The organism is Pseudomonas sp. 2822-15 (assembly GCF_002742515.1).
GTDB classification, from domain to species: Bacteria; Pseudomonadota; Gammaproteobacteria; order Pseudomonadales; family Pseudomonadaceae; genus Aquipseudomonas; species Aquipseudomonas salomonii.
In genome coordinates, this window is the sequence record NZ_LJRY01000183.1 from 513,041 (window position 1) to 533,696 (window position 20,656).

The window sequence follows — 20,656 nt, forward strand, 5'->3', positions numbered from 1 at the left end:
ATTGAATGCTTACAGCAAATCGTACTGCTTGAGCTTTTTGCGCAAGGTGCCACGGTTGAGGCCCAGCAGCTCACTGGCTTTGGTCTGGTTGCCCTTGACGTAGTTCATCACGCTTTCGAGCAACGGCGCCTCGACTTCGGAGAGCACCAGGTTGTACACGTCCGTGACGGAAGCGCCCTCAAGGTGGGCGAAATAATTGTGCAGCGCCTTCTCGACACTCCCACGAAGGGTCTGACCTTCTTCGCTCGGCGTGTTGAGGTGCTGTTTCAAATTGACGTTGTCGCTCACGGGTGCTGTTCCACTCACTAAAGTCTCGGTCATCATCGTCATGCGGCCACCCCCTCTCCATCCCCTGTTCCCAGGCTCTTGTCACGTTCGGCGAAGAACTCACGAACGGTGGCGACCTGTGCCTGCGTTTCATCCAAACGATTGAACTGAGCGCGGAATTCCTTGGCGCCCGGCAAGGTGGCGAGATACCAGCCGACATGCTTGCGGGCAATGCGTACTCCCATCACGTCTCCATAGAAGGCGTGCAGGGCGGCCAGATGCTCTAGCAGAATACGTTCCACCTCGATCAACTCCGGTGCCGGCAAGACGTCGCCGGTACGCAGAAAATGTTCGATCTCACGAAAAATCCATGGCCGCCCCTGGGCGGCCCGGCCAATCAACAAGCCATCGGCACCGGTGGCGTGCAGCACGCGCCGGGCTTTCTCGGCTGAGTCGATATCGCCATTGGCAAAGACCGGCATCGACACCGCCTGCTTGATCGCGGCAATGGTGTCGTACTCGGCTTCACCTGTGTAAAGGTCGGCGCGGGTGCGGCCATGCACCGCCAGCGCTGTAATCCCGGCCTGTTCAGCGATCTTCGCCACTGTCAGGCCATTTTTGTTGTCCCGGTCCCAGCCGGTACGAATCTTCAGGGTGACCGGCACATCCACTGCGGCGACAACGGCCTGCAGGATCTCGGCTACCAACTGCTCATCTTTCAACAATGCGGAACCGGCGGCCTTGTTGCAGACCTTCTTGGCCGGGCAGCCCATGTTGATGTCGATGATCTGTGCGCCCAACTCCACGTTGGCTCGGGCCGCATCCGCCAGCATTTGCGCATCACCCCCGGCGATCTGCACCGAGCGGGGCTCGGGATCACCTTCGTGGATCATGCGCATCCGCGATTTGCGGGTGTTCCACAAGCTCATGTCGCTGGTGACCATTTCAGAGACTACTAGACCCGCGCCCAAACGCTTGCACAGCTGACGAAAGGGCTGGTCGGTGACGCCCGCCATCGGGGCGAGGATCAAGCCGTTTGGCAATGTGTATGGGCCGATGCGTACCGCCGACATAGGACTTCCCTGTTGTGGGGCCGGATCATTAGAGTTCGAAAAAGGGTTGGCATGATACCCGCTCTCGATGACTGGATAAAGGCTGAATTGGATAAAATCTGAACAGTTATTTCTTTATCGCCGCTGGTTTGGTTGCGCAGCGCAAAGTCAATAATTTGCCGTCAAACCTCGGAGCCTGAGCCGGCTCACTCGGGCGAGTGAAAACTCAGGCTGTAATTCACGGCTTTATTGCCTGGGTCAAGGATGTCCAGGGAAATGTGGATCGGTGTCTGCGATGGCATTTCGCTCACGCCGGCCAGTTCACCGCTCAGGTATTCGCCGGGCTTGAAGCGGCGACTGGCGATCAGACTGCCGTTCATGTCGGCAAAACGCAGTTCCAGCAACGGGAAGGGCTGGGAGAACGTCGCCCGGTTATAGATGATCGCATCCACCACCAGCGCCCCGGCAAACTCCGGGTTGCTGCGCACCACCAGGTTGCTGCTCTTGATATGGGCGATATCGACCCGCGATGGCACCGTGCAACCCAGTGACGGGCACAGCTGCTGGAACCATGGGCGGTAGGCATCCTGGCGGGCCAGGTCGTCGAATTGATACGCGATGTACTGGCCTGCCAGGCCGGCGGCGGCGATCAGCACCAGCAGCATCCAGATCAGGCGGCGGCCCCAGCCGGATGGACGCTTTTGTGCGTAAAGGTGCAGCGGGTCGTCTTCCAGGTCCTGGAGTACGTCATCGTGAACACTCACCTCGGGGCGCGGGCGTTTGCGACGCGGTTGCAGGCGATCTTCGGGTTCCGGTTCGTCCAGGGCCCGGGTCAAGGGCGTGAACGGCGGGTCGATATCGTCATCTTCAACGTGGGGTGCTGAGCGCAGTGGCGGTTCATCGTCGATGTCGTCAAGGCGAAACGACATGGAGGGTTCGGTGCGCTGACGTGTCGCAGGGGCCGGTTCCGGCTCGTCCTCGGGCGCTGGGGTGCGTTCCTCGGGCGGTTCACTGAACAGGCTGGCGGCCCACTGTTCTTCTTCGGCCTTGGCGGTGCCGCGGGTGGCGCTCAGGGCATCTTCCGGCTGGCGACGGTCGGCGGGTGCCTGGCGACGCTCCAGCTTGGCCAGTTCTTCATCCAGGTCCAGGTTGTCCAGGTCCAGTTCTTCGGCGTTCCACTGCTTCTGGCTGATGGCCCGTGGGGCCTCGGCGCTCGGCTCGGCGGCTTTCTCGGCGGCGGCCGGCTGCTCAGGCGCAGGCGCCTGGCCGCGCTGCTCCAGCAACTGGCGAGCGGCGTTGAACACTTGCAGGCACGAGCCACAGCGCACCACGCCACGGGCCACACTCAGTTGTGCGTGGCTGACGCGAAAACGGGCTTGGCAGTGTGGGCACTGGGTGACGAAACTGTCGGTCATGCGGCCATCCGATTCAGGCAAGCGCTCATTCTAGCGCCGACGACCACTGATGCGTACCCAGCCATCACGGTTGGCGATCGGGTCCAGCTCGAAATCCTTGGCGTAGGCAGCGGCCACGTCTTCGCCTTGCTCGGCGAGGATGCCCGACAGCGCCAGGCGGCCGCCCGGCTTGACCAGGCTCGACAGCTGCGGCGCCAACGACACCAGCGGGCCGGCGAGGATATTGGCTACCAGCACATCGGCCTGCACCTGGGGCAAATCTTGTGGCAGGTAGAGTGGGAATTTGCCTTCAGCAATGTTATTGCGCCCGGCGTTGTCTCGGGAAGCTTCCAGGGCTTGCACGTCGATATCGGTGCCGACGGCTTCCTTGGCGCCCAGCAGCAGCGCGGCAATCGCCAGAATCCCCGAGCCGCAGCCAAAGTCCAGGACGTTGCAGTCGCTCAGGTCCTGGCCGTCCAGCCATTCCAGGCACAGCGCGGTGGTAGGGTGAGTACCCGTGCCGAACGCCAGGCCCGGGTCCAGCAGCAGGTTGACGGCATTCGGCTCAGGCGCGGCGCGCCAGCTTGGCACGATCCACAGGCGCTGGCCGAAACGCATCGGTTGGAAGTTGTCCATCCAGCTGCGTTCCCAGTCCTGGTCTTCGATTACTTCGCTGTGATGCTCCGGCAGCGGGCTGCCAGTGAGCAATTGCATATGGGCCAGCACGGCGGCGGCATCGGTGCCGTCTTCGAACAGGGCCAGCAGGTGGGTGTGGGACCACAGCGGCGTGGTGTTGAGTTCCGGTTCGAAGATCGGTTGGTCTTCGGCATCCATAAAGGTCACCGACACGGCGCCGACTTCGAGGAAAGCGTCTTCGTAGGTTTCGGCTTGTTCTGGGCTGATGGCGAGACGGACTTGCAGCCAAGGCATGGCGGGCACCTTTGAAAAAATGAGTGTGCGACGGCTGGGTCGCGAAAGCGCGCAAGTTTACGCGAGCGGCGAGTGTGTGGCGAGCGGGCTTATGTGGGAGCTGGCTTGTGTGGGAGCTGGCTTGCCTGCGATGCAGGCGCCGCGGACTGTCTGGCAGACAGCGGTGATGCTATCGCAGGCAAGCCAGCTCCCACACAAGCCCGCACACATGGGGGCGGCGGTGTTCTTGCGGGCCCACAAACAACAAAGCCGCCCGAAGGCGGCTTTGTTGGGTGAAGCACTTACTGGTTGGCCAGCTTGTGTTCCAGGTAGTGAATGTTCACACCACCTTCGCAGAAGCCTTCATCGCGGACCAGATCCCGATGCAGCGGGATGTTGGTCTTGATGCCGTCAACCACGATTTCGTCCAGGGCATTGCGCATACGGGCCATGGCCTCGTCGCGGGTGGCGCCCCAGGTGATCAGCTTGCCGATCAGCGAGTCGTAGTTGGACGGAACCTTGTAGCCGCTGTACAGGTGCGAATCCACACGCACGCCGTTGCCGCCCGGCGCGTGGAAATGCTTGACCAGGCCAGGGCTTGGGATAAAGGTTTTCGGGTCTTCGGCGTTGATCCGGCACTCCAGGGAGTGGCCGTGGATCTTCACGTCGTCCTGGGTAAAGGACAGCACGTTGCCGGCGGCGATGCTCAGCATCTCCTTGACGATGTCGATACCGGTGACCATCTCCGAAACCGGATGCTCTACCTGCACACGAGTGTTCATCTCGATGAAGTAGAAGCGGCCGTTCTCGTAGAGGAACTCAAAGGTACCAGCGCCACGGTAGTTGATGTCGATGCACGCCTTGACGCAGCGAGCCAGTACTTCCTGGCGCGCGGTTTCGTCCAGGCCCGGTGCCGGAGCTTCTTCCAACACCTTCTGGTGACGACGTTGCAGCGAGCAATCGCGGTCGCCCAAGTGGATGGCGTGGCCCTGGCCGTCGGACAGTACCTGCACTTCCACGTGACGTGGGTTGGTCAGGTACTTCTCCAGGTAGACCATCGGGTTGCCGAACCAGGCAGCCGCTTCGGAGCGGGTCTGCTTGGCAGCTTCGATCAGGTCTTCTTCCTTGTGCACCACACGCATGCCGCGACCACCACCGCCACCGGCGGCCTTGATGATCACCGGGTAACCGACTTCGCGACCAATGCGCAGGGCGGTTGCCTCGTCTTCCGGCAGTGGGCCGTCGGAACCTGGAACGGTTGGCACGCCGGCTGCGATCATGGCGTCCTTGGCCGACACCTTGTCGCCCATCAGGCGGATGGTTTCGGCTTTAGGGCCAATGAAGGCAAACCCGGATTTTTCCACCTGTTCGGCGAAATCGGCGTTTTCCGCGAGGAAGCCGTAGCCTGGGTGGATGCCATCAGCGCCGGTCACTTCAGCGGCCGCGATGATGTTCGAGACTTTCAGGTACGAGTTCGTGGCCAGTGGCGGGCCGATGCAAATGCTTTCGTCCGCCAGTTTCACGTGCATCAATTCGGTATCGGCCGTCGAGTAAACAGCGACGGTCTTGATGCCCTCTTCCTTACAGGCGCGCAGGATACGCAGCGCGATCTCGCCGCGGTTGGCGATCAGGACTTTTTGCAGTTTCTTCGCAGGTTTCAACATCGAAGGCGCTCCGCGGTTCAAACGATGGTGAACAGCGGCTGGTCGTACTCAACCGGCTGACCGTTTTCTACCAGGATGGATTCGATGACGCCGGCTTTTTCAGCCGTGATGTGGTTCATCATTTTCATCGCTTCAACGATGCAGATGGTGTCGCCCACTTTCACGGTTGCGCCGACTTCAACGAAGGCTGGCGAGGTCGGTGCCGGGGTGCGGTAGAAGGTACCGACCATTGGCGACTTGACCACGAAGCCGTTCAGCGCAGGCGCAGCTGGGGCGGCCGGTGCAGCGGCAGCAGCCGGGGCGGCGGCAGGTGCGGCAGCCGGAGCAGGTGCTTGCATCTGTGGCGCGTAGAACTGTTGAGCCGGGGTCTTGCTGTGGCGGCTGATCCGTACGGATTCTTCGCCTTCCTTGATTTCCAGCTCGTCGATACCGGATTCTTCCAGCAGTTCGATCAGTTTCTTAACTTTACGGATATCCATGAATCATCAACTCCCAAGGGTCGGTCAGGGGCGCTTGGCCGGTTGTTCAAGTTGTTCCAGGGCGGCCTCCAGGGCCAGTCGGTAACCGCTGGCGCCAAGGCCGCAGATCACACCTACCGCTACGTCGGAGAAGTAGGAGTGATGGCGGAAAGCTTCGCGTTTGTGCACGTTCGACAAATGCACTTCGATAAATGGGATGCTCACCGCCAGCAGCGCGTCACGTAATGCAACACTTGTATGCGTAAAAGCGGCGGGATTGATCAGGATAAAGTCCACGCCTTCGCCACGCGCGGCATGGATGCGATCAATCAATTCGTACTCGGCATTGCTTTGCAGGTACAGCAAATGGTGGCCGGCTTCACGCGCCCGGCGTTCCAGATCAAGGTTGATCTGTTCCAGGGTCACCGCCCCGTAGACGCCCGGTTCGCGGGTGCCAAGCAGGTTCAGGTTGGGTCCGTGAAGAACCAGAAAGGTCGCCATCGGCTGTTCCTTGTTATTGATGTGGGTGCGTCAGAACCCGGCGACTATGCCGCAAAGCCTTTGTGACTGTCCAGTTCTATGCAGTAGGCGGCACGATTAGCGATGATTGCGCAAAATTTGTGACTGTGAGGCTTGATTTGGTCAGTGATTGATCGTTCCCACGCTCCGCGTGGGAATGCCGCCCCCGGACGCTCCGCGTCCCGCTCTGAAGTCGTGACGCGGAGCGTCGCAGGATGCATGACCACGCAGAGCGTGGGCACGATCTCGATCGCATTAGACGCGAAACGCCTGCACGGCAGTGTTCAGCTGCCCACCCAGTTCCAGCAAATGCTCACCCTGGCTACGTCCTTGGCCGATGCGCAGCAAATTATCCTCGCCCAGTTGGTGAATCCGCTCGCTGTTGTCACGAATCTCACTGACGGCGCCACTCTGCTGCGCGGTCACATCGGCGATGCGCACGGCAGTGTCGGAGATGGTCTGGATCGCCCCGACGATTTCATCCAGCGCGCCGTCGGCCGCCTGGGCCTGCTGGGCGGTGGCCTCGGCGTGTTCGACCTGGGCGCGCATGCCCTGCACCGACTGATGGGCGGCGCTTTGCAGGCCGGTGATCAACCCCTGGATTTCAGCAGTGGCGCCCGCCGTGCGTTGGGCCAGGGTGCGCACTTCGTCAGCCACCACGGCAAACCCGCGCCCGGCTTCCCCGGCGCGGGCCGCCTCGATGGCGGCGTTGAGGGCCAGCAGGTTGGTCTGGTCGGCAATCGAGCGAATCACGGTGAGCACGCCGCCGATGGTGGCGGATTCTTCCGCGAGTTTCTCGATCATCTGTGCGTTTTGCTGCACTTCACCCACCAGCGCATGCAAGCCGGTGAGGCTCAGGCCGATCACCCGTTGGCCTTGTTCCACGGCCAGGCCCGCACTACGGCTGGCACCCGCAGCTTGGCTGGCGTCGCCGGCCACTTGCTGGATGGTGGCTTCCAGCTCGCCCAAAGAGTCGCGGATCTGTGCGGTATCACCCGCTTGGCGCTGCGCACCATCATGCAAGCCACTGCTCAGCTCGGCCAGGGCGCGACTGCTACCGGCGACTTCTTCGGCATTCCCGCGAATGGTGCCCACCAGGGCCACCAGATACGCGCGCAAGCGGTTCAGCGAGGCTTCAATATCGTGCAGTTCGCGGTTGGTCTTGCCCAACGCAATCGGCTGGCTGAAATCACCTTCGGCCCAGGTCGACAGCGCCGGCGCAAGGTTGGTCAGCAACCGCGCCAGGCGCCGTTGCAGGGTGTCGATCAGCAGGGCAATCAACAGGATCAGGCCGATCATCACGCCTTGCAGCAGGCGGACTTCACCCTGGATCCTGGCGTGTTGGGCACGCACCACCGGCTCCAGGCCGGAGATGGCCTGCTGCACGGCGGCAATTTTCAGGTGGGTGGCGGCCGCCAGTGCGGTGCGCTGCTGGATTTGCTCGCGGGTACGCTGGAGTTCGGCGGGATAGCGGGTCAACAGGCTGTTGAGCTCGCGTTTGAGGTCGACGCCAGTGTCCTGGGCTTCGGTTTTTGTAGTGTTTTCCAGGCCCATCATGGCGGAAAAATCATCGGCGCCGGATTCGCTGCTGGCCTTGACGCCCAGCAATGGCAACGCCGCCAACAGGTCCGCCTGGGTACGGATACTGGCGACTTCGCGTTCCACGTCATCGGCCAACTCCGCGCGCCCGCTGCTGACCAGCTTGTCGCGGGCCAGGGACAGTTTGCCCAGGTGCTGGGACGCGGCCAGCAAGGGCGGCAGGTAGCGAGCGGCGTCCGGTGCGTTGGCGCCTGTGGCGTATTGGCTCAGTTGCTCCAGGTTCGCGCCCAGCTCACGTTCGGCTTGCAGCAACAGGGCTTGCGGATCGCCCGCCAGTTTGCCGGCGGCGAGCAGCTCGGTTTTGCTGAAGGTATCCAGATCCACCAGGCTGGGGCGCAGGTTTTGCGCAAGTTCTGGCGGCAACTCGTCCAGATGCTGCAACAGGCTTTCCAGGCTTTGACTGGCGCTGCTCAAGCGCAGAGCATCGCCGCTGGACAGGTAGTCGTCAATGTTGCGCGCGGCCTGGTTCTGAAAGGTCTGCGACAGGCTCAGGTAGCGTTCCATCAGCAGATAAGGCCGTTCCAGTGCGCGTTGCGACCACCAAAGCGTGGCCCCAAGGGCCAGGCACACGGCCACCAGCAGAAGGGTATTGAGATTGGTCAGCAGCTTCAGGCGCATGCGTGGTTTCAACCGACAGCAAAAGATAAGTGCCTGAAGTTATTGCGTTTCCATTACAAAGTTATGACGGATTCGGTGAATTCCGGTGAAAAGGTGGCACTTTGCTTTGATGTGCGCGCGGCTTGCACGCGGTTGCGTCCTGCGTTTTTGGCGCGGTACAGCGCCTCGTCGGCCTGGGCAGCCATCATCAGGCTGTCGGAATCGTCGCACAGCTCCACCAGCCCGGCGCTGAAGGTGCACCACAAATCCTGCGGCTGGGCCGGGTAGTGAATTTCGGCAAAGCGCCCACGGATTTCGTCCAGCACCTTGCAGGCCGATTCCAGGTCGGTGTCGGGCATCACAATGGCGAACTCTTCGCCGCCGTAGCGGCCGATGTAGTCGGTCTTGCGCAGGCGCTGCTTGAGAAACAGCGCCAGGCTCTTGATGACGCGGTCGCCCATGGGGTGGCCGTGGCTGTCATTGACGCGCTTGAAGTGGTCGATGTCGAGCATCGCAAAGCTCAGCGGCTTGTTCTCGCGGCGGGCGCGGAAGCTGCAGTCTTCGAGCAATTGCAGGATGTGAGTGTGGTTGTACAGCCCGGTCAGGCTGTCGCGCACCATCCGCGCCTTGAGGTTGCGCGCCCGCGCCGCGCGGTTGCGCACGGTGGTGATCAGGTGGCGCGGCTTGATCGGCTTGGTGAGGAAGTCGTCGCCGCCTTCGCTCATGGCGTCCAGTTGTTTATCCAGGTCGTCTTCGGCCGACAGGTAGATGATCGGCACACTGACGTAACGGTCGTTGTGGCGAATCACCTTGGCCAGCTCGGTGCCGGTGCAGGCGGGCATATACATGTCGAGGATGATCAGGTCCGGCTGGAAATCCGCCAGTTCGGCCATGGCCTGGATCGGTTCGATCAAGGTGCGCGTGACGATGCCGGCGCTGTTGAGCAGGCGCTCGGTGTGCAGTGCCTGGGCCCGTGAGTCATCGATGATCAGTACTTTATAGGGTTCGTACTGCGCGACGCAGGTCAGCACTTCGATCTTTTCCAAGAGGCTCGACGCTTCCAGGGTGCCGGTGAGGAACTCCTGGCCACCGGCGCGCACCGCGGCCAGGCGCGTTGGCGTGTCGGTTTCATGCAGGCTGAAAAACAGCAGCGGCAGCTTTTGCTCGAGGCCTTCCTGGGCTTCGGCGGCCAGCTTGAGGCCCAGGCCCGCACCGCAGAAGTCCACATCCATCACAATCGCTGACGGCAGGCGCTCGGCCAGGGAGGCGCGAAACGCCGCCACACTGTCCAGGGACTGGGCGCTCATGCCAAAGAACTCCAGCTGCTTGGCCAGGCGTTCGGCGCGGTCGTGATCGGCCAGCATCACGTAGATGGGCTTGCGCATCGGTGGCAGAAAGGTTTGTTCCAACTGGTCGCCCTGACGCAGGCCGGTGCGGGACAGGCGTTGCATCAGGCGGTTGAGTTCGGTGATGACCTGGCTGCTCAGGCGGCCGCGATTTTCGTCCACCACCTTCAGCGATTCGCCGATGTGCCGCGCCAGTTGGCCGTGTTCCGGCTGTTCGAAACGCTCGGCAAAGCGCAGCAGGCGCAGGTTGGCTTCGCTGAGTTCGGACAAATCGGTGTTCGACCATTCGCTGCGTTGCAGGCGTTGCCAGATCTCAAGAATTTGACGTGCCTGATGAATTACCCGCTGGGCAAAATGGTGCTTGAGACGCTCACGGCTGGGGTCTTCTGGCTCGGTCATATCCTGACTACTAGTGAGGGTGCATGCTGAGGTCGACTGATGGCTCTATGCTAGCACCTCTTTTCTGTTGCATGAGTGTCATACGTCAATTAAGTACACGTCTTGGGTATTCATTTATCGACTCAATGGTCGCGCTGCGTAAAAAGCGTGCATCCTTTATAGTCGAACGCCTCCCACCTGCCACTTTCGGTTAAAAGCCCCGCGCCGATGGGCACGATGGGGTAGGGTTGTGGTCGGAGTGTTTGACCGCACCCGGACAATTGACGTGCATGAACTCAAGTGATTGAAAGGATATCGCCATGCTGGACTGGAAAAACCGTGCAGGCAGTGCCAAAGGCCCCGCCCCTGAGCCAAAGTCGACCCAACGCGGCTACTTTCGCAACCTGCTGATGAGCAAGGCGCTGCTCAGCGTGCTGGCCTTGTACCTGTTGGTCACTGGCGGCCTGGGTTGGTACTGGAGCGAAGAGCCGGCACTGTTCCCGGTCCAGCAAAACGCCCAGCTTGCCGCCGAGAAGGAAGGCAAGCAGATGGTGATTGGCTACACCACCGTCGAAACCCTCAAGACCGTGGTCGGCACCTTGCTGAACAAGCCCGGTGGCTACATTTCCAACGACCGTTTCCCGCCAGGCCTGTGGATGGACAACATGCCGAGCTGGGAATACGGCGTGCTGGTGCAAGTGCGCGACCTGACGCGCGCCCTGCGTAAAGACTTTGCCCGTTCGCAGTCGCAGTCGGCTGAAGACGCAGATTTGGCCAAGGCTGAACCGCGCTTCAACTTCGACAACAAGAGCTGGGTGCTGCCGTCCAGCGAGTCGGAATACCAGGAAGGCATCAACTCCCTGAGCCGCTACGAAGCGCGCCTGTCCGACCCCAATCAGAAGGGCGCGCTGTTCTATGCCCGCGCCGACAACCTGAACAACTGGCTGGGCGATGTCGCCACGCGCCTGGGGTCGTTGTCGCAACGTCTGTCGGCCAGCGTAGGCCGGGTAAAATTGAACACCGCACTGAAAACCGAAGCCCTGGCGCCGGGTGAAGTACCGCAGGTCGATGAAGAAGTGGTGGAAACCCCATGGATGCAGATCGACAACGTGTTCTACGAAGCCCGTGGCCAGGCGTGGGCCTTGTCGCATTTGCTGCGTGCGATTGAAGTCGACTTCGCCGACGTGCTGGCCAAGAAAAACGCCACCGTCAGCGTGCGTCAGATCATTCGCGAGCTGGAAGCCTCGCAGGAACCGGTATGGAGTCCTATGATTCTTAACGGCAGTGGCTTTGGCATCCTCGCCAACCACTCGTTGGTCATGGCCAACTATATTTCCCGGGCAAACGCTGCAGTTATAGATTTGCGTCAGCTCCTCAACCAGGGGTGATGATGGACGCTACTCCCAATGAGGCCGCACACCGTGTGGCCTCTGATGCTGAACTGATCTGCTGGGTCGACGAGCAGGACAACCTGCTCGGTCACCTCGTCAGGTCCGACCTGCGCCAGCGCGGCCTGATCGGCCGGTGCACCTTTATCTTTCTGTTCAACACCGCCGGTGAGCTGTGTGTGCACCGACGCACCCTGAGCAAAGCCCTGTACCCCGGTTTTTGGGACACGGCGGCAGGTGGCATGGTGGCGGCGGGCGAGAGCTACGCGGTGTCGGCTGCTCGTGAGTTGGAAGAAGAACTCGGGGTGGGCGGTGTGGAATTGGTCGAGCATGACCATTTTTACTTTGAGGACGGTGATAGCCGGTTGTGGTGCACATCTTACTCGGCAGTGTGGGATGGCCCGCTGTGCTTGCAGCCCGAAGAGGTCATGGAAGCGCGGTTTTTGCCCCTTGAAACGGTCCTGCAGGAAGCTGAACTCAAGCCTTACTGCCCGGATGCTCAAGAGGGCCTGCGGCGCTATCTGGCCTCACGTCGCTAAAGTTGCATAAATTGGCGCTATTTGGCCCTTAGCAATCGGGCTTTTTGCCGTTACACTGCGCGCCTTTTCACCCGAACCGCCTTGGCGCTTCGGTAGCGCTGCCCCTGCCTGAGTGGGGCTTCGCGGTCGGTAAGTTGCCTTAGCGAATACCGATCAGTCTTTGTCCTCCCAAGAGGATTGCCGGTGGCCAAAAAAGCCGCATCCTTCGCCGCCCTTGGTGGCCTGGTATTTTCCACCGACGCAGGTCGACACTGCCCGGACTGTCGTCAGCCCGTGGATTCGTGTACCTGTAAACAGACCCTGATCCCTGAAGGCGACGGCATTGCCCGCGTACGACGCGAGAGCAAGGGCCGTGGCGGCAAGACGGTGACCACCATCACCGGCGTGCCCCTGGCCGAAGAGGCCCTGAAGGAACTCGCTACCACGCTGAAAAAGCGCTGTGGCACCGGTGGCGCGTTGAAAGACGGCGTCATCGAGATCCAGGGCGATCACGTCGAGTTGCTGTTGGCCGAGCTGATCAAGCTGGGTTACAAGGCGAAGAAATCCGGCGGCTAGCCGCCTCTGTGAAACCCACCCCGATGACCGCTTTGCTGAACGCGAAGGGTCGTCTCCATGGTTTTCACAGAGCCTGTTCCTGACCGGTGTCTAAACTCTGCCCTGCGAGTGGGGTCTACCTTCCTTACAGGCAAATCGTCATTTTCATTCTTTAGACTTCGCCAGCCTTGCAACAAGGCGTGGTGATCTTCGACTTTATATAGGGGACTTCGATGTCCGTACGACGCACACGCAAAGACGATGGCAGCCAATGGACAGTTGCGGACAGCCGCAGTGTTTATGGGATTCGCCATTGGGGGGCCGGGTATTTCGCGATCAATGATGCCGGTCGCGTTGAAGTCCGTCCGAACGGCCCGAACAGCACGCCGGTTGATCTGTACGAGCAAGTCGACGAGCTGCGCAAAAGCGGCCTGTCCTTGCCGCTGCTGGTGCGTTTCCCCGACATCCTGCAAGACCGTGTACGCCAACTGACCGGCGCGTTCGATTCCAACATCGAGCGCCTGGAATACCAGAGCAAGTACACCGCGCTGTACCCGATCAAGGTGAATCAGCAGGAAGCGGTGATCGAGAACATCATCGCCACCCAGAACGTGTCGATCGGCCTGGAAGCCGGCTCCAAGCCTGAGCTGCTGGCCGTGCTGGCCCTGGCGCCGAAGGGCGGCACCATCGTCTGCAACGGTTACAAAGACCGTGAGTTCATCCGCCTGGCGCTGATGGGCCAGAAGCTTGGTCACAATGTGTTTATCGTGATCGAGAAAGAATCCGAAGTCGGCCTGGTGATCGAAGAGGCTGCAAGCCTCAAGGTCAAGCCGCAGGTTGGCCTGCGTGTGCGTTTGTCGTCGCTGGCGTCGAGCAAATGGGCGGACACCGGTGGCGAGAAATCCAAGTTCGGTTTGTCGGCGGCGCAATTGCTGTCGGTGGTCGAGCGCTTCCGCGCTGCCGGCCTGGACCAGGGCATCCGCCTGCTGCACTTTCATATGGGTTCGCAGATCGCCAACCTGGCCGACTACCAGCACGGTTTCAAGGAAGCCATTCGTTACTACGGCGAACTGCGCAACCTCGGCCTGCCGGTCGACCACATCGACGTGGGCGGCGGCCTGGGCGTGGACTACGACGGCACGCACTCGCGTAACGCCAGTTCGATCAACTACGACATGGACGATTACGCCGGTGTGGTCGTGGGCATGCTCAAGGAATTCTGCGACGCGCAGAGCCTGCCGCACCCGCACATCTTCTCCGAAAGCGGCCGCTCCCTGACCGCCCACCACGCCATGCTGGTGGTGCAGGTCACGGACGTTGAAAAACACAACGACGAAATCCCGCAGATCGAGAACAAGGAAAGCCTGCCGGAAACCGTGCAGTGGCTGGTCGACCTGCTGGGCCCGACCGACATCGAAATGGTCACCGAGACTTACTGGCGCGCCACTCACTACATGAGCGACGTGGCCACCCAGTACGCCGACGGCAAGCTGACCCTGGCGGAAAAAGCCCTGGCCGAACAGTGCTACTTCGCCGTGTGCCGTCGCCTGCACAACTCGCTCAAAGCCCGTCAGCGCTCGCATCGCCAAGTGCTGGATGAGCTCAACGACAAGCTGGCCGACAAATACATCTGCAACTTCTCGGTGTTCCAGAGCCTGCCGGACACCTGGGCGATCGGCCAGGTGCTGCCGATTCTGCCGCTGCACCGTCTCGACGAAGAACCGCTGCGCCGCGCCGTGCTGCAAGACCTGACCTGCGACTCCGACGGCAAGATCAAGCAATACGTCGACGAGCAGAGCATCGAGACCAGCCTGCCGGTGCACGGTTTGAACGAAGGCGAAGACTACTTGCTGGGTATCTTTCTGGTCGGCGCTTACCAGGAAATCCTCGGTGACATGCACAACCTGTTCGGTGACACCGACTCGGTGAACATCTACCAGCGTGAAGACGGTTCGGTGTACAGCGCCGGGATCGAGACCCACGACACCATCGAAGACATGCTGCGCTATGTGCACTTGTCGCCGGAGGAGTTGATGACGCACTACCGTGACAAGTGCGCCAGCGCGAAGATCAGTGCCAGCGAGCGTACGCAGTTCCTGGATGCGTTGCGTCTGGGTTTGACGCGTTCGTCCTACCTGTCCTCATAAGTACACTGCTCCCAGGCTGACAAAGATCTCAACGTGACAGAGATCCAGTGTGGGAGCGGGCTTGCCCACGATAGCGGTGTATCGGTCAGCACCTTCAGGGCTGACACACCGCCATCGCAGGCAAGCCCGCTACCACATTTGGATTTTCGTTTGGTCGTACCTTCTGTGTGAGGTCTGAACGATGTCGAGCAAATGGCTGCAAGCGTTAACCCTGGCAGTCGCCGCATTCCTCTCGGCCTGCTCTCCGATCAAAGTGCTCAACGCACTCACCCCTACCAACACGTTCACCAAAACTTCATCCATTGCCTACGGCCCTGACCCGCGTCAGCATCTCGATATCTATCGCCCCGTCACCGCCTTGCCCAACGCCCCGGTCGTGGTGTTCTTCTACGGCGGCAGCTGGAACAGCGGCTCCAAGGATGATTACGGTTTTGTCGGCGAAGCCCTGGCCTCTCGTGGCATTGTGGTAGTGATCGCGGACTACCGGCTCTACCCGCAAGTGCGTTACCCCGCTTTTCTCCAGGACGGCGCCCAGGCGGTGGCCTGGACTCACCAACACATCGCCGAGTACGGCGCCGACCCCAAGCAGCTCTACCTGATGGGCCATAGCTCCGGTGCCTATAACGCCTCGATGCTGGCACTGGATGCGCGTTGGCTGAACGAGGTCAAGCTGTCACCTTCGATGCTCAAGGGCTGGATCGGCCTGGCCGGGCCCTATGACTTCCTGCCGATTGAAAACCGCGATGTGCGCCCCGTGTTTTTCTTCCCGGACTCACCGCCCGATTCCCAGCCCATCAACCACGTCAGTCATGACGCACCGCCGAGCCTGTTGATCGCCTCGGTGAGCGACACGCTGGTCAACCCCGCGCGCAACACGGGCGGGCTGGCGAAGAAACTGCTCGAAGCGGGTGTGCCGGTCGAGACGTTTTACTTCACCAGAACCAGCCACGCGACATTGGTGGCATCCATTGCCAAGCCGTTGCGCTGGCTGGCGCCGGTGCTGGATCAGGTCACGGCGTTTATCCGCTCCACTCCAGGCCGGTGAGGCTGGCTTTACCGGACTATCAGGGTGTACTTGGCGGAGCTTTCGGGGCTGCTTTTCTCCATCGCGACAGACTGCAGCGTGTTTTGCGCTGAAGGGCTGACTGTCCAGCCATCGTCATTCTCCATCAGTGTTCGACCCTGTGGGGGTACCGTCGTTGTTATGCCTAGTCGTGTCACGACGATGTGAAAGTTCGTTTGATTCACAATCTCCACGCCGGCCGGGATGACGGGCTGCGTGGGGAGTGCTGACGGATCGTCATCCAGTTTGAACGACCATTCGGCCGTGTCCGGAGTGACTGGCGCAACCTGAACAGGCGGTTCGGCGACGGTTTCGGTTGGAGGCCTGGCTTTTTTCTTCTTGGACTTACGAAGCACCGCGACAGCTATCAAGACGACCACTATCAACGCGCCGATAATCCAGTAGGTGTTGTTGCTCATGGGGTTCTTCCTTGAGTTGAAAGGTGATCGCAGCCTGAAGCCAAAGACTCTTCAGGCGCGATCTCCATTCAACGCCGGAACGTCAGCGTTGTAACCTGTGAGAACTGACAGGGCCAATTACCCCAGCCATTGATTACGTTTGTTCAGCCGCCAGGCGATTGCACACAGCGTGAGGCTGCGCAGGGCCATGAACACCAGGAAACTTATCCACAGCCCGTGGTTGCCGTAGCCCTGTAACAACCACGCGAAGGGCAGCAGTATCACCACGGTCAGCAGCATGCCATTGCGCATCTCGCGCGCGCGGGTGGCGCCGATGAACAGGCCGTCCAGCAGGTAGCTCCACACCGCAATCAACGGCAGTACGGCCAGATAGGGCAGGTAAGTATCGGCGGTTTCACGCACGCTCGGGATGTCGGTTTGCATGGCGATAAACAGGTGCCCGGCGAAGGTGAACAGCAGCGCGAACCCCACACTGGCAATCAATGACCAGCCACAGGCAACCACCAGCGAGCGGCGTAGCGCCTGGCGATCATGCGCACCGATGGCGTGCCCGCACAGTGCTTCCACTGCGTGGGCCAAACCGTCGAGGGCGTGGGCCGTTAACAGCAGGCCGTTGAGCAACAGCGCATTGGCCGCCACGGTGGCATCGCCCAGACGGGCGCCTTGCACGGTGATCATGAAAAACACCGATTGCAGCGCCAGGCTGCGGATAAAGATATCGCGGTTCACCGCCAGCAGTGGGCGCCAGCTTTGCCAGCGCTTTAATGCCGCCCAGGCGATATGCCCGGGATACGCGCGCAGGGCTTTTTGCGTGAGGGCCAGGCCGAGCAGGGCGCCGGTCCATTCGGCGATAACGGAGGCGCGTGCGGAGCCGACCACACCCCACTCCAGGCCGAGTACAAACCACAGGTTCAAGGCGATGTTGACCAGGTTGGTAGTCAGCAGGATAGCCAGTGGTGCGCGGGCATTTTGCGTGCCGAGGAACCAGCCGACCAAGGCGTAGCTGGCGAGCGCGGCGGGCAGGCCGAACAAACGCGTGTGGAAAAAATCGCGAGTCAGCTGGTTCAGCTCGGGCGAGGGCTGCATCCACTCCAGGGCCAGATGGCTCAGCGGGATGCCCACCGTGCCCAGCAGCATCGCCAGCCCCAGCGCCAGGAGCAAACCTTGCAGCAGGATTTGCCTGAGTGCCGCGCCGTCCCCGCGCCCGGCGGCTTGTGCTGCAAACCCGGTAGACCCCATGCGCAGAAAGCCCATGGCCCAGGCCAGGAAGGTATACAGGCTGGCGCCCACCGCCACAGCGCCGAGTTGATGAGCGTGGGGCAGGTGGCCGATGACCATGCTGTCCACCAGGGCCACCAGCGGCACCGAGATGTTCGACAAGATCATCGGCGCCGCCAATGCCCAGACGCGGCGATGGGTGGAGCGGTCGCGCCAATCCGTCAGCAGGGTGAGTGTTTTCAAGTATTAATGCACAACCCAACTGAGCAACCACAGCCCCAGCATCAACCAGATAATCCCCATAATGATCGACGCACGCATAAACGCACGCACCGCCGAGTACAGCAACATCAACCCGATGATCAGGGCGGCGATGCTGATGATCGAGGTGTCCATGCCCAATGTGCGCGACAGGCCTTCAATAAAGTTGCCGCCTGCGTGGGTCAAGGCGCCGAACAACCCGCTGAGACCGTCGACGATAAAGCGGATGACGGAACCCAGTGCCTGGCCCAACCATTCGAAAAAGCTTTCTACCTGCATGTGTGTGTCCTGATGAAGAGGGGGGCGTCGCTGAGCCTTTGGTCGTTATTACACCAAGCGAGTTCCCTTTTAGCATAGAGGTTGATGCGTTACAGGGATTCACTTGCCTTCGCCCGGCATCCGCCCGAAGCTATACACCTTCAGGAGCCCCCGCATGAACCTCGAACACCTCACCGAACGCTTGCACCGTATTCGCGATACCAACGACTGGAAGCGCTTCCACAGCCCTAAAAACCTGGCCATGGCCGCCAGTGTGGAAATGTCCGAGCTGGTGGAAATCTTCCAGTGGCTGACCGAAGACCAGTCGCGCCAGCTGCCGGCTGACAAACTCGCCCACGCCGGGCAGGAAGTCGGCGATATCGTGCTGTACCTGCTGTTGCTGTGCAGTGAGCTGGGCCTGGACATGAACGAAGTGGTACGCGCCAAACTGGCCGACAGCGAACGGCGGTTCGCCCATGAGTGACCGTCACTTCGACCAGTTGGCCACGCGCTTTGCCGAGAAGATCTACGGTGGCGCCAAAGGCGCGATTCGTCTGGCGGTGTTGCAGGCCGACCTGACTGAAGCCTTGCCCGAGCGCCCGCTGCGCGTGCTGGATATCGGCGCGGGCCTGGGGCATATGTCGTTGTGGCTGGCCGAGCGTGGTCATCACGTGACCCTGGCCGAGCCCGCCGAGCCGATGCTTGAAGGCGCCCGTCAGCGGTTTGCCGAGGCGGGGCAGACCGCGACCTTTATCCACGCGCCCTGGCAGCAATTGCTCGGCCAGCTCACTGAGCCTTACGACCTGGTGTTGTGCCACGCCGTGCTCGAATGGCTGGCTGAACCTCACGCGATTCTGCCGGTGCTGCACCAGCTCACGGTGCCCGGCGGCTGGCTGTCGCTGGCGTTCTACAACCGTGATGCGCTGATTTACCGCAACCTGCTCAAAGGCCACTTCCGCAAAATGCGCAAGAACGACATGGCCGGCGAGAAGCAAAGCCTTACCCCGCAACAACCGCTCGACCCACGGGAACTGGCGGCGCAACTCGAAGGGCTTTGGCAGGTCGAAAGCCAAAGTGGCGTGCGGGTGTTCCACGACTATATGCCGGTGGAATTCCAGGCCCGCGCCGATCTGCAGGACTTGTTGGAGATGGAACTCGCTCACCGTCGTCACCCAAGCTTTGCCGGGCTTGGGCGTTATTTGCACTGGATCTGCCGTCCGGTTTAAGCGGCCCAGTCTGCGGAGGTCGAAATGCGTCGTCTCTGTTTGATCCTGTTATCGCTGGGCGTGAGCGCTTGCTCCACGCCCAACCCCTACGTGGCCGCCTCGGCCCCGATGCCGCCGGCTCCGGCCCAGGCGGCCAATACCTTTGATGCCAGTGCCTACCCGGCGCCGGTGCGCGACTATGGTGCCTACCGCAGTTGGGGCTGGCTCAACGGCCAACTGCCGGCGGGCACGGCCTGGGCCGATTCGGCGCAAATCGCCGAAGCGGTCAGCGGCGCCCTCGACCAGCGCGGCTTGCGCCCCTTGCATGACAACCGCGCTCCCGACCTGCTGGTGAGCGCCGATGTGCGCCTGGAAAAACGCCTGCGCCAGGTGCAGGACGACTATGGCTATGGCTACGGCGGCTATAACCGCTATGGCAATGGCTACGGCATGTACAACACGGTGCCGGTGGTACGCACGTATGAGGTGACGGTGGCGGTGGCGCGCGTGAGCCTGTTCGATGCCCGCACGCGCCAGCCGGTATGGAGCACCAGCGCCGAAACCACCAGCCAGGGCAGCCTGAGCGAACGCGCTGATGCATTGCGTGAAGCGATGCAAAAGGCAATGAGCGCTTATCCACCCAGTTAGCAGCTATTCTCATCTCAGGCTGATTCCGTCTTTTGGAGAACACCCATGCTTCGTCGCCTTGCTGCACTAGCCGTACTGGTCTTGTTGAGTGGCTGCCAGACCAGCCAGGTCAACCACGACTTTGATGCCAGCCGCGATTTTGGCGCCTACCGCAACTGGGCCTGGAAAGACCCGGCGCTGCAATACCGCCCGGATGATCCTCGGATCAAGAGCGACCTCACCGAGCAACGCATCCGCCAGGCCGTGGGTGAGCAACTCGACCAACACGGCCTGCGCCCCGCCGCCGCGGGTGCCAAGGCCGACCTGAATGTGCAGGCCTACCTGATCGTCGAAGACCGCCAGCAACAAGTCACCACTAACTACGGCGGCGCCTGGGGCGGCCCGTGGAATGGCTACTGGGGCGGGCCGATGTACAACGAAACGCGCAACATCACTTACAAAGTGGCGACCATCCAGATCGACCTGCTCGACGGCAAGGACGGCAAACTGGTATGGCGTGGCAGCGACGAGCAGATGATGGCCAGCACGCCGAACCCACAGGATCGCAGTGATGCGATTCGCAGCACAGTGAGCAAGATCCTCTCCAACTACCCTCCGCACTAAAGACCAGCGCAAAACTCTGTGGGAGCGGGCTTGCCCGCGATTGCGGTGGGTCAGTGGTGAATAGGGTGGCTGACACGCCCTCATCGCGGCACAGGTATCTACACAACGTTTGAAGGCAGGCAATTTCTCCTGTGGCGAGCAGGCTTGTCCTGCGTTGGGCTGCGAAGCAGCCCCAAACCCGGACGCTGAG

At 61.2% G+C, this 20,656-nt stretch carries 20 protein-coding genes and 1 pseudogene; 9 read left to right on the plus strand and 12 right to left on the minus strand.

All coding sequences use genetic code 11. The annotated features are described in order from the left end of the window. Positions 1–9: 9 nt before the first annotated feature. From fis to AOA59_RS14450, 9 genes and pseudogenes are all read right to left on the minus strand, one after another. Positions 10–330, minus strand: coding sequence for a DNA-binding transcriptional regulator Fis (gene fis / locus AOA59_RS14400; protein ID WP_003221275.1), 321 nt, complete (start codon positions 328–330; stop codon positions 10–12). Then, positions 327–1,340, minus strand: a complete 1,014-nt coding sequence (dusB, locus tag AOA59_RS14405) for a tRNA dihydrouridine synthase DusB (RefSeq protein ID WP_056860459.1) — start codon at positions 1,338–1,340, stop codon at positions 327–329. The genes fis and dusB overlap by 4 nt, the downstream gene beginning before the upstream one ends. 185 nt (positions 1,341–1,525) lie before the next feature. Then, positions 1,526–2,734 (minus strand): DUF3426 domain-containing protein, encoded by a 1,209-nt coding sequence (locus tag AOA59_RS14415; protein ID WP_099487995.1) that lies wholly within the window; start codon positions 2,732–2,734, stop codon positions 1,526–1,528. A 30-nt stretch (positions 2,735–2,764) separates the two neighbouring features. Next, positions 2,765–3,643, minus strand: coding sequence for a 50S ribosomal protein L11 methyltransferase (gene prmA, locus AOA59_RS14420; RefSeq protein ID WP_099487997.1), 879 nt, complete (start codon positions 3,641–3,643; stop codon positions 2,765–2,767). Between the two features lie 281 nt (positions 3,644–3,924). After that, positions 3,925–5,286: an acetyl-CoA carboxylase biotin carboxylase subunit gene (gene accC / locus AOA59_RS14430; RefSeq protein WP_017136745.1), complete on the minus strand. Its 1,362-nt coding sequence runs from the start codon at positions 5,284–5,286 to the stop codon at positions 3,925–3,927. A 17-nt stretch (positions 5,287–5,303) separates the two neighbouring features. Beyond that, positions 5,304–5,765: an acetyl-CoA carboxylase biotin carboxyl carrier protein gene (gene accB / locus AOA59_RS14435; protein ID WP_017136744.1), complete on the minus strand. Its 462-nt coding sequence runs from the start codon at positions 5,763–5,765 to the stop codon at positions 5,304–5,306. A 24-nt stretch (positions 5,766–5,789) separates the two neighbouring features. Beyond that, positions 5,790–6,245: a type II 3-dehydroquinate dehydratase gene (gene aroQ / locus AOA59_RS14440; RefSeq protein ID WP_056860456.1), complete on the minus strand. Its 456-nt coding sequence runs from the start codon at positions 6,243–6,245 to the stop codon at positions 5,790–5,792. A gap of 273 nt (positions 6,246–6,518) precedes the next feature. Next, positions 6,519–7,034 (minus strand): annotated as a pseudogene (locus AOA59_RS33530) (methyl-accepting chemotaxis protein); the annotation flags it as partial. A 1,499-nt stretch (positions 7,035–8,533) separates the two neighbouring features. Further along, complete coding sequence (locus AOA59_RS14450) at positions 8,534–10,204, minus strand: PleD family two-component system response regulator (RefSeq protein ID WP_069786893.1); 1,671 nt, start codon at positions 10,202–10,204, stop codon at positions 8,534–8,536. A gap of 389 nt (positions 10,205–10,593) precedes the next feature. On the opposite strand from AOA59_RS14450, the gene AOA59_RS14455 reads away from it, so the two are divergent. The 5 genes from AOA59_RS14455 to AOA59_RS14475 all read left to right on the plus strand — a co-directional run bounded on the left by AOA59_RS14455 (position 10,594) and on the right by AOA59_RS14475 (position 15,836). After that, entirely contained in the window at positions 10,594–11,571 is a 978-nt protein-coding gene (locus AOA59_RS14455; protein ID WP_370589438.1) for a DUF2333 family protein, read from the plus strand. 2 nt (positions 11,572–11,573) lie between these two features. After that, positions 11,574–12,110 carry an NUDIX hydrolase gene (locus AOA59_RS14460; protein ID WP_065930608.1) on the plus strand — a complete coding sequence of 179 codons (537 nt, stop codon included), beginning with the start codon at positions 11,574–11,576 and terminating at the stop codon, positions 12,108–12,110. Between the two features lie 183 nt (positions 12,111–12,293). Further along, positions 12,294–12,665, plus strand: a complete 372-nt coding sequence (locus AOA59_RS14465; protein ID WP_012722004.1) for a translation initiation factor Sui1 — start codon at positions 12,294–12,296, stop codon at positions 12,663–12,665. Between the two features lie 212 nt (positions 12,666–12,877). Continuing rightward, positions 12,878–14,791 carry an arginine decarboxylase gene (speA, locus tag AOA59_RS14470; RefSeq protein ID WP_056860452.1) on the plus strand — a complete coding sequence of 638 codons (1,914 nt, stop codon included), beginning with the start codon at positions 12,878–12,880 and terminating at the stop codon, positions 14,789–14,791. A 181-nt stretch (positions 14,792–14,972) separates the two neighbouring features. Further along, positions 14,973–15,836, plus strand: a complete 864-nt coding sequence (locus tag AOA59_RS14475; protein ID WP_099488004.1) for an alpha/beta hydrolase — start codon at positions 14,973–14,975, stop codon at positions 15,834–15,836. Between the two features lie 8 nt (positions 15,837–15,844). On the opposite strand, the gene AOA59_RS14480 is transcribed toward AOA59_RS14475, so the two are convergent. The 3 genes from AOA59_RS14480 to AOA59_RS14490 all read right to left on the minus strand — a co-directional run bounded on the left by AOA59_RS14480 (position 15,845) and on the right by AOA59_RS14490 (position 18,031). Next, complete coding sequence (locus AOA59_RS14480; RefSeq protein WP_099488006.1) at positions 15,845–16,273, minus strand: hypothetical protein; 429 nt, start codon at positions 16,271–16,273, stop codon at positions 15,845–15,847. Between the two features lie 117 nt (positions 16,274–16,390). Then, on the minus strand, positions 16,391–17,734 hold the full coding sequence (locus AOA59_RS14485; RefSeq protein ID WP_099488008.1) for an MATE family efflux transporter: 1,344 nt from the start codon (positions 17,732–17,734) through the stop codon (positions 16,391–16,393). A 3-nt stretch (positions 17,735–17,737) separates the two neighbouring features. Then, positions 17,738–18,031 (minus strand): hypothetical protein, encoded by a 294-nt coding sequence (locus AOA59_RS14490; RefSeq protein ID WP_017136733.1) that lies wholly within the window; start codon positions 18,029–18,031, stop codon positions 17,738–17,740. 154 nt (positions 18,032–18,185) lie between these two features. Here AOA59_RS14490 and AOA59_RS14495 point away from each other — a divergent pair, with 154 nt between their 5' ends. The 4 genes from AOA59_RS14495 to AOA59_RS14510 are packed head-to-tail and all read left to right on the plus strand — an operon-like array spanning position 18,186 to position 20,466. Continuing rightward, positions 18,186–18,494, plus strand: a complete 309-nt coding sequence (locus AOA59_RS14495) for a MazG-like family protein (RefSeq protein ID WP_065930604.1) — start codon at positions 18,186–18,188, stop codon at positions 18,492–18,494. Next, a complete protein-coding gene (locus tag AOA59_RS14500) occupies positions 18,487–19,236 on the plus strand; it encodes a methyltransferase (protein WP_065930603.1) in 750 nt (249 codons plus the stop codon). The genes AOA59_RS14495 and AOA59_RS14500 overlap by 8 nt, the downstream gene beginning before the upstream one ends. Positions 19,237–19,260: 24 nt before the next feature. Continuing rightward, on the plus strand, positions 19,261–19,863 hold the full coding sequence (locus AOA59_RS14505) for a DUF4136 domain-containing protein (RefSeq protein WP_099488010.1): 603 nt from the start codon (positions 19,261–19,263) through the stop codon (positions 19,861–19,863). A 45-nt stretch (positions 19,864–19,908) separates the two neighbouring features. Further along, the gene (locus AOA59_RS14510) at positions 19,909–20,466 is read left to right on the plus strand and encodes a DUF4136 domain-containing protein (RefSeq protein ID WP_099488012.1); all 558 of its coding nucleotides are present in this window, start codon (positions 19,909–19,911) and stop codon (positions 20,464–20,466) included. The last annotated feature ends 190 nt before the right edge of the window (positions 20,467–20,656 follow it).

What these genes read in the sequence shown, in the direction of transcription:
- AOA59_RS14475 (WP_099488004.1), top strand. Translation starts at nt 14,973, where the DNA reads ATGTCGAGCAAATGGCTGCAAGCGTTAACCCTGGCAGTCGCCGCATTC.
- AOA59_RS14495 (WP_065930604.1), top strand. Translation starts at nt 18,186, where the DNA reads ATGAACCTCGAACACCTCACCGAACGCTTGCACCGTATTCGCGATACC.
- AOA59_RS14415 (WP_099487995.1), bottom strand. Translation starts at nt 2,734, where the DNA reads ATGACCGACAGTTTCGTCACCCAGTGCCCACACTGCCAAGCCCGTTTT.
- speA (WP_056860452.1), top strand. Translation starts at nt 12,878, where the DNA reads ATGTCCGTACGACGCACACGCAAAGACGATGGCAGCCAATGGACAGTT.
- AOA59_RS14455 (WP_370589438.1), top strand. Translation starts at nt 10,594, where the DNA reads ATGAGCAAGGCGCTGCTCAGCGTGCTGGCCTTGTACCTGTTGGTCACT.
- AOA59_RS14480 (WP_099488006.1), bottom strand. Translation starts at nt 16,273, where the DNA reads ATGAGCAACAACACCTACTGGATTATCGGCGCGTTGATAGTGGTCGTC.
- aroQ (WP_056860456.1), bottom strand. Translation starts at nt 6,245, where the DNA reads ATGGCGACCTTTCTGGTTCTTCACGGACCCAACCTGAACCTGCTTGGC.
- accC (WP_017136745.1), bottom strand. Translation starts at nt 5,286, where the DNA reads ATGTTGAAACCTGCGAAGAAACTGCAAAAAGTCCTGATCGCCAACCGC.
- prmA (WP_099487997.1), bottom strand. Translation starts at nt 3,643, where the DNA reads ATGCCTTGGCTGCAAGTCCGTCTCGCCATCAGCCCAGAACAAGCCGAA.
- fis (WP_003221275.1), bottom strand. Translation starts at nt 330, where the DNA reads ATGACGATGATGACCGAGACTTTAGTGAGTGGAACAGCACCCGTGAGC.
- AOA59_RS14510 (WP_099488012.1), top strand. Translation starts at nt 19,909, where the DNA reads ATGCTTCGTCGCCTTGCTGCACTAGCCGTACTGGTCTTGTTGAGTGGC.
- AOA59_RS14490 (WP_017136733.1), bottom strand. Translation starts at nt 18,031, where the DNA reads ATGCAGGTAGAAAGCTTTTTCGAATGGTTGGGCCAGGCACTGGGTTCC.
- accB (WP_017136744.1), bottom strand. Translation starts at nt 5,765, where the DNA reads ATGGATATCCGTAAAGTTAAGAAACTGATCGAACTGCTGGAAGAATCC.
- AOA59_RS14505 (WP_099488010.1), top strand. Translation starts at nt 19,261, where the DNA reads ATGCGTCGTCTCTGTTTGATCCTGTTATCGCTGGGCGTGAGCGCTTGC.
- AOA59_RS14500 (WP_065930603.1), top strand. Translation starts at nt 18,487, where the DNA reads ATGAGTGACCGTCACTTCGACCAGTTGGCCACGCGCTTTGCCGAGAAG.
- AOA59_RS14460 (WP_065930608.1), top strand. Translation starts at nt 11,574, where the DNA reads ATGGACGCTACTCCCAATGAGGCCGCACACCGTGTGGCCTCTGATGCT.
- dusB (WP_056860459.1), bottom strand. Translation starts at nt 1,340, where the DNA reads ATGTCGGCGGTACGCATCGGCCCATACACATTGCCAAACGGCTTGATC.
- AOA59_RS14450 (WP_069786893.1), bottom strand. Translation starts at nt 10,204, where the DNA reads ATGACCGAGCCAGAAGACCCCAGCCGTGAGCGTCTCAAGCACCATTTT.